This is a genomic window from Massiliimicrobium timonense (genome assembly GCF_002160865.1).
Lineage (GTDB): Bacteria > Bacillota_I > Bacilli_A > Erysipelotrichales > Coprobacillaceae > Allocoprobacillus.
This window is the reverse complement of sequence record NZ_NFLJ01000025.1, coordinates 36,247-44,023: the sequence shown is the minus strand read 5'-3', so window position 1 is coordinate 44,023 and position 7,777 is coordinate 36,247. Positions and strand designations below refer to the sequence as shown.

The 7,777-nt window shown below is 26.1% G+C and carries 6 protein-coding genes; 5 read left to right on the top strand and 1 reads right to left on the bottom strand.

Features of this window, described 5'->3' with window-relative positions:
* The 4 genes from B5E75_RS09175 to B5E75_RS09160 all read left to right on the top strand — a co-directional run.
* Positions 1-2,014 (top strand): CDP-glycerol glycerophosphotransferase family protein (locus B5E75_RS09175; protein ID WP_087358587.1); only part of this gene is annotated, 2,014 nt, incomplete at its 5' end.
* Between the two features lie 12 nt (positions 2,015-2,026).
* The gene (locus B5E75_RS09170) at positions 2,027-3,067 is read left to right on the top strand and encodes an acyltransferase (RefSeq protein ID WP_087358585.1); all 1,041 of its coding nucleotides are present in this window, start codon (positions 2,027-2,029) and stop codon (positions 3,065-3,067) included.
* 11 nt (positions 3,068-3,078) lie between these two features.
* Entirely contained in the window at positions 3,079-4,110 is a 1,032-nt protein-coding gene (locus B5E75_RS09165) for an acyltransferase family protein (protein ID WP_158093946.1), read from the top strand.
* 24 nt (positions 4,111-4,134) lie between these two features.
* Positions 4,135-5,295, top strand: a complete 1,161-nt coding sequence (locus B5E75_RS09160) for a CDP-glycerol glycerophosphotransferase family protein (RefSeq protein WP_087358582.1) — start codon at positions 4,135-4,137, stop codon at positions 5,293-5,295.
* 14 nt (positions 5,296-5,309) lie between these two features.
* Here the strand turns inward: B5E75_RS09160 and B5E75_RS09155 are convergent, their stop codons facing one another.
* Entirely contained in the window at positions 5,310-6,476 is a 1,167-nt protein-coding gene (locus B5E75_RS09155) for a nucleotide sugar dehydrogenase (protein WP_087358580.1), read from the bottom strand.
* A gap of 254 nt (positions 6,477-6,730) precedes the next feature.
* On the opposite strand from B5E75_RS09155, the gene B5E75_RS09150 reads away from it, so the two are divergent.
* On the top strand, positions 6,731-7,762 hold the full coding sequence (locus B5E75_RS09150) for an acyltransferase (RefSeq protein ID WP_087358578.1): 1,032 nt from the start codon (positions 6,731-6,733) through the stop codon (positions 7,760-7,762).
* Positions 7,763-7,777: the final 15 nt, after the last annotated feature.

Here is a 7,777-nt window from a genome sequence, read left to right as displayed (position 1 = left end):
TGTAGAGAAAGCAAAGTATTTCTATAGAAGACATGGAGCCAGTGTTTCTCAGACTCGAAATAATCCTTATTATTGCTTTGAAGATATTATGACATATAATGAATGCTTATTATCACGATATAGTAAAAATGGAGTTGTTCCAAAGTATGTTCAAACTCTCATTATTAATACTTTTAATTGGCGTGTCAAAAGTGATATGTTATTGCCATATCATTATGAAAGTGAGTTGTTTGATAGTGCAAAAGAAAGAATTAAAAATATTTTAAAGCAAATTGACAATGATGTTATTATCAATCATTCAAATTGTGATAAATATGTAAAATTATATTTTTTAACGCAGAAGGGTGAATTTGTTTCTTATAATATTAACAATGATGGATATAAGATTTTTTGTCAAGATATTACTATGTATGAAGATCAAACAATTGATTGCTATCTTTATAAAGTAAGACCTTGTAATCATGAAATATCTATATTTGCATCGTTTGAATCACCACTTTTAGAATTAACTCCCGTTAATGAATATATAGTTCGTGGTATCTATAAAAATGGAGAAAAATTTGAAGAAAGATATTCATTAGATGTGTCAAATGTTCCTTTTAGAAATACAAAAATGAAAACTGCACATACTTTCCCTTTTACATATACATTTGATCCTACAAAAGTAAAAAAATTCTCTTTCTACATTCATATTAATGGATATGATTTGACTTTTAAACCGATTTATATTAAGTTCTCTGGATTTGTTAAGAAATTCCATAGAAATGCTATAACAATCAATGGAACTAGATTGTCATATAGCAATCATAGTTTTAAGGTTTCGCATCAAAATTTAATTAAAGATATTTTTGATATTTTAAGAACAATGTGGTTTTATCCTAGAAAACATATATTTGCTATACAATATTTTAGATTGAAAGCCAAAACTAACAGAAAAATATGGTTATATTATGATTCAGCAGGAGTATTAGATAATGGATATTTTCAATTTATCCATGATTTTGTAAAAAATGATGGAATTGAATGTTATTATATCATGGACGGAGATAACAGTGATTTACTGAGTAAATTTACATTAGAGCAACAAGAAAATATAGTACGTTATAAATCAAAAAAACATAAGGATTTATTTTTAAAAAGTAGTAAAATATTTATTTCTTTTAGCTCATTATCTATCTATTCACCGTTTAAAGAGTTTGCATGGTATAGTGATGTTACACACTATGAATTAATTTATCTTCAACATGGAATATTACATGCTACATTACAAAATTTGTATGCAAAAGAGTTTACTGAAATTGATAAATTTGTTATATCATCAAATTTTGAAAAAGAAAATTTGAAACAGAATTATGATTACTTGGATAATGATTTTATTATTTCAGGTATGCCAAGAATGACAAAGTTTAACCAAGGAAATACGAAAAACAAAATTCTTTTTGCTCCTTCTTGGAGACAGTATTTAATAGGACAACTAGTTAATAATCGTAGAGCACTAAAGACTCAAGAATTTCTTGCTTCTGATTTTTATAATCAAATTTATCAATTTTTAAATTCAAAAGATCTAAAAGAAATATTAGAGGATAATGATTTGTATTTAGATTTTCAATTGCATCCAATCTTTAAACCATATCAAAAGTATTTTGATTTAGATAAAAATGAAAGAGTAAATTTTAATTTTGAAAAGCATAGTTTAGATGAATATAAAATATTTATAACAGATTTTTCTTCTTATCAATTTGACTATATTCAATTAGTAAGACCTATTGTTTACTTTTTGCCTGATTCTAAGGAATTTAAAGCAGGTTTACATTCTTATCGTTCATTAGATTTGAAATATGAAAATGCTTTTGGTCCACTTTGTTTTAATAGTAATCAGATGATTAAAGAAATAAAGAACATTATTGAACATAAATATATTGTTGCAGAACCTTACTGTACACGTATGCAGGAATTTTTTACTGTTTCAGATAATCCGGCGGAAACAATATATAATAGCATCATTGATATTTAGGTTATTAGTAAAATGAGTTCGAGAGATATAAATATAGATTTGCTTAGAATATGTTCTTGTTTTATGGTTATTATTCTTCATGTTTCTGGACAAAATTGGCGATTAGTCGATGTACATAGTATGGAATGGTTTGTATTTAATGCATATGATAGTGCGGTTCGAAGTTGTGTTCCTTTATTCTTTATGATTAGTGGTTATTTGTTTTTATCTAAAGGTTATATGATTTCTATCAATCAATTATATAAGAGAAATATATTGAAAATAATAATTTTGTATTTTGTATGGTCTTTTTTATATGCAGTATTTCGTGTTGATTTCACTGATATATCATTTGAAACATTAATATACGAAATACTGCAGTCAGAATTTCATTTGTGGTATTTACCTGCACTTATAAGTGTATATATAATGATTCCTTTATTATGGTGTGTAGCTCATTATGAAGATGGAAAATATCTTAAATATACTTGTTACTTAGTTTTTATTATGGGAATATTGAAGATGACAGTAGAAACAGTTCCTTTTTTACCTGAAATTTTTAATGAATTTTTAACTAGTTTTTCTTTAAATATTAGTATTTATTGTGGATATTTTTTGATAGGGTACTATATTAAGATGACCAGAGAGAAATGGATACATATTAAAATGAAAATATTATTATTGGTGTTTTTGCTTATTGAGTTATTGGGAATTATTTTAACGTTAGGAATTTCATGGTGGACGAATGAGCCAATTTCTTTCTTATACAATAATCAAACATTGTTTCCTGCAATTCAAGCTATAATTCTTATGATAATTTTTCTTAAATTTAAAGTTGATAGTTTTTTGAATCATAAAAGAAATATTATTATAAAAATATCACGTTATACTCTATTTATTTACTTATTTCATCCTTTTGTTATAAATTTTTTAGATAATAATTTAAGAATAAATTCTTTATCTTTGAATGAATGGGTATCAGTACCACTAATATCCATGATAGTAGTTATTATTTGTCTGTTATTTGCGTTTGTTTTATCACATATACCTATTGTAAAGAAATGGATTATATAAGGAGAATGAAAATGATTATATTTTTAGTATTTTTATGTTTTATCATGATTTGTTCCTGCAAATTTTGTTTTCCAAATTTAGATAGTAAATATCTTTCAAAAGAATATACACAGGCTATAAAGGGAATTTTTGTTATTATTGTATTTTTAAGTCATGTAAGAACTTATGTAGATTTTAATGGTGCTGGTGATATTTTTGTTATTCAAATACTGAATTATTTTGGACAATTGATGGTAGCATTGTTTTTGTTTTATTCAGGTTATGGTATATATGAATCTATTAAGTATAGGGGGCAAAAATACATTGATTTATTGCCTAAAAATCGTATAGGTAAAACTTTTTTTGATTTTGCTTTAGCTATTATATTGTTTTTAATTATTGATCTTATTATAGGGAAGAATTATTCAATTTCTACTATTTTGTTATCTTTTACTGGTTGGACAAGTATTGGTAATAGTGCTTGGTATATGTTTGCTATATTTACTTTATACATTGTTACATATATATGTTTTAAAATGTTGAAAAATAAAAGATTTTTATCTATTTTGCTTATTACAATATTATCTTTATGCTATATATATATTATGTCTTTATTGAGAGATAATTATTGGAGTAGTACATATTTGTGTTATGTTGCTGGTATGTGGTATTCTTATTTTAAAGAAAAGATAGATTGCTTTTTTAGTAGAAATCAAAAAATCTATTATATAGTAACTTTGTTAATAGTATTTATGTATATTTATTTCTTTCAATATAGATACACAAGATTAATGATGTTTAATTTTGTTTCAATATTATTTTGCCTTTCTATTGTTTTATTATCATTTAAGATATCTTTTCAAAGCCAATTGTTAAAGTGGTTTGGAAATCATTTATTTTGGATATATATTCTTCAAAGAATTCCAATGATTTTATTGCAATATTTTCATATTGAACAATATGATTCCTATCTGTATTTGAGTTTGTGTTTTGTTATTACAGTGATTTTTGCACATTATACTAATATTTTTTCAGGTTATTTAAAAAATAAGATATGGAAATAACTGTGTTAAAGGAAGTGTGAGAGTATGAAGAAAATTAAAAGAAAAATAAAAATATTAATATGCATTATCTTAAACAGGATATTCATTTTAATTTTTCCACTTCAAAAAAATAAAGTGACATTTTTATCAGATGTCAGAAAGGTCATGGGTGGAAATCTGGAATGTGTATACGAGTATCTCGATGATTGTCAGTATAAAAAAATTATTGCTTTAAAAGGTGATCATAGAGATAAGAGAGGATTTATAAAAAAAATTAAATTAATATATCATTTAAGTACATCACATTATATTCTTTTAGATGATTTGTCTAGAGAATGTAATTATTTAAAGGTTCGTAAAAATCAAGAAGTTGTTCAATTATGGCATGGAGCAGGTGCTTTTAAAAAGTTTGGTTGGTCCAGATCAAATACTGGAGAGGATGTGGGTCCCATTCATAAAGGATATCGTACTTACACAAAAGCTATTGTCAGTAGTGATGATATTAGAAGTTGCTATGCTGAAGCTTTTCATATGGATATCTCTAAAATAAAGGCGACTGGTTTTCCCCGCACAGATATGTTTTTTAATGATCAATATAAAGAAAATATAAAAAAAAGTTTTTATCAACGACATCCACGTTATCAAGGGAAAAAAATCATTTTATTTGCACCTACTTATCGAGGTGCTCCTGTTTCTAAAGCAACTTATGATTTTTCTAAAATTGATTTTCAGCAAATATATGAAACATTCCATGAAGACTATATATGTATATTAAAATGGCATCCTGCGTTGTATAATAATATTCAAAGAGGATATGTAGAAATACCAGATTTATCGCAATACAATCATTTTTATAAAGATTTTTCTAATTATCGTGATATTAATGATTTGTTGATTGTTAGTGATATTTTAATTACTGATTATTCATCTGTTATTTTTGATTACTATTTTACACATAAACCTATTATTTATTTTGCTTATGATTTAGATGAATATACAGGTTATGGTGGCAGAGGGCTTTATTTTGATTTTTATGACTATGTCTATGGAGCCATTGCAACAACGACCTCTCAATTAATAGAAGATATTCAAAAGAGAGAAATGTATGATGAAAAACGACAGGTTTTTTATCAAAAGTTTTTAAGCGCCTGTGATGGGCAATCTACAAAGAAATCATGTGAATGGATTTTTAAGGAGTCAGCATAAGCAAGACTCCTTTTTTAATCTCTAAAATATAAATCTCTTGTGTAAACTTTCTCAATGACTTCATCAATTTCATGAGTATAACGATTTGCTAAGATAATATCACTTTGTGTTTTGAATGCTTCTAAATCATTAACAAGTTTCATATCTTCATAGCTATCTTGATTTAAAGTAGGTTCATAAATAATAATCTCAATTCCTTGTTTTTTAATCATATTCATAACATCTAAAATAGCACTTGCTCTAAAGTTATCGCTATTCGCTTTCATCGTTAAACGATAAACACCGACAGTATGAGGATGTTTGTCTAAAATCATTTGTACAATATGTTTTTTTCTTGTCATATTAGAATCTACAATAGCTTTGATAATATCATTTGGAACACCTTCATAATTTGCTTTTAATTGTTTTGTATCTTTAGGTAAGCAATATCCTCCATATCCAAAAGAAGGATTATTATAATGCATTCCAATACGTGGATCCAAACAAACACCTTCAATAATTTGTTTCGTATTCAGATTCTTAATTTCACAATAAGTATCTAGTTCATTAAAATAAGCGACTCTTAAAGCAAGATACGTATTTGCAAAAAGCTTTATAGCTTCAGCTTCTGTAGGATTTGTAAATAATATTGGAATATCTTGCTTCATAGCACATTCCTTAAGCATTGATGCAAAAACATGAGCACGTGAACTATTTTCTCCTACAATAATACGTGAAGGATATAAATTATCATATAATGCTTTTCCTTCTCTTAAAAATTCAGGGGAAAAGATAATACGATCAGTATGAAATCTCTCATTAATGCTTTTTGTATAACCAACAGGAATTGTTGACTTAATGATGATGGTTGCATAATCATTATATTTCATGATTTCTGTAATGACAGATTCTACAGCACTTGTATCAAATTGATGAGATTCATCATCATAATTTGTTGGAGCAGCTACAATGACGTAGTCAGCATCTTGATATGCCTCTTTACCTATACAGGTTGGCGTTAAATGAAGCTCCTTATGAGCTAAAAAGTCTTCAATTTCTTGATCTTTAATTGGAGATTTTTTATTTTTAATGAGTTTAATTTTTTCGGGAACAATATCTATAGCTGTCACTTTATATTTTTGAGCGAGTAGACAAGCAAGACTTAAACCAACATATCCCAATCCAGCAACTGTAATTTTCATAATCTACCTCTTTTCTTTTTTTAGTTTAAACAATTAAAAATCTTTGTAAAGGCTTTTAACAAGACTTTAACATGACTTTACAAAAACTTAATTTAATACTTTATTCTAGAAATGAAGTTTAAAATAGTCAAAGAATAAATGAGAGAACATGATTTGTTTTTAACATACCGTTAACATAAACTTAATTTGATTTGATAGTTTCAAAAGCGTAAAAAAGAGTATATTACTGATATAATGTCAAGAAGGTGAATTTTATGCTCAAACGTAAGGCGTATCTTCAAGTTTTAAGTGTTCTATCATGTTTTGCTGTTATTTTCTTACATGTTAATCACTGTTTTTGGGATTTTGGTTATGAAGATTATTGGATATTAGCTAATTTTATTGAAAGTATCATGTATTTTGCTGTTCCTGTCTTCTTTATGATAACAGGTGCGACATTATTAAATTATCGAAAAAGGTATTCTACAAAAAAATATTTTCAAAAACGTATTCATAAAGTTGTTATTCCATATGTCATATGGTCAATAATAGGAATACTATTTATGTTGGCATATCGAAGAATAGCTTTGGAAGATATCAGTTTAAAGATGATTGTTGATACTTTCATGAATGGCAATGTAGTCACTGTTTACTGGTATTTTATTCCATTATTTGCAGTTTATTTAAGTATACCTGTTCTATCTTCAATTGAAGAAAATCAACAACAAAATATTTTTGGATATATGATTATTATTTCTTTTATGACAGTTTCTTTATTACCATTAGTCTTTAAATTGATAGATATTCCTTATAATGGTTCTTTACAATTTCCGGTTGGAATGAATCATATTATTTTTGTATTAATTGGTTATTATGTTGATCATTATGAATTATCTAAAAAACAAAGAATGATGATTTATGTATTAGGAATTTTAGGGTTTTTAGCTCATTGGTTAGGAACGTGGTATGCTTCTTATCAAATAGGTGAAGTCAGTCGTTTATGGAAAGGGTATACGAATGCACCATCTGTGCTTTATTCTTCAGCTATTTTTGTTTTCTTTAAATATTTTCCAAATAAATCAATAATGAATATTTTGGAAAAAATAAGTTCTTACTTTAAAAATGTGACATTTGGAACATATCTAATTCATTGGTATATTATTCAAATGATTTTGACTATATTACCCATTTCACAACGTCAAGTCATATATCGTATTATAGGACCATTTGTGATTATGATTATTTGTTCTATGATTATAAAAACGATGCAAAAAATACCAATGATTAAAAATAGCGTACCTAAATAAAAGAAAGGATGAGAA

Excerpts from the sequence above, each read along its gene's own strand:
- B5E75_RS09150 (WP_087358578.1), top strand. The coding sequence starts at position 6,731 with ATGCTCAAACGTAAGGCGTATCTTCAAGTTTTAAGTGTTCTATCATGT.
- B5E75_RS09165 (WP_158093946.1), top strand. The coding sequence starts at position 3,079 with ATGATTATATTTTTAGTATTTTTATGTTTTATCATGATTTGTTCCTGC.
- B5E75_RS09160 (WP_087358582.1), top strand. The coding sequence starts at position 4,135 with ATGAAGAAAATTAAAAGAAAAATAAAAATATTAATATGCATTATCTTA.
- B5E75_RS09155 (WP_087358580.1), bottom strand. The coding sequence starts at position 6,476 with ATGAAAATTACAGTTGCTGGATTGGGATATGTTGGTTTAAGTCTTGCT.
- B5E75_RS09170 (WP_087358585.1), top strand. The coding sequence starts at position 2,027 with ATGAGTTCGAGAGATATAAATATAGATTTGCTTAGAATATGTTCTTGT.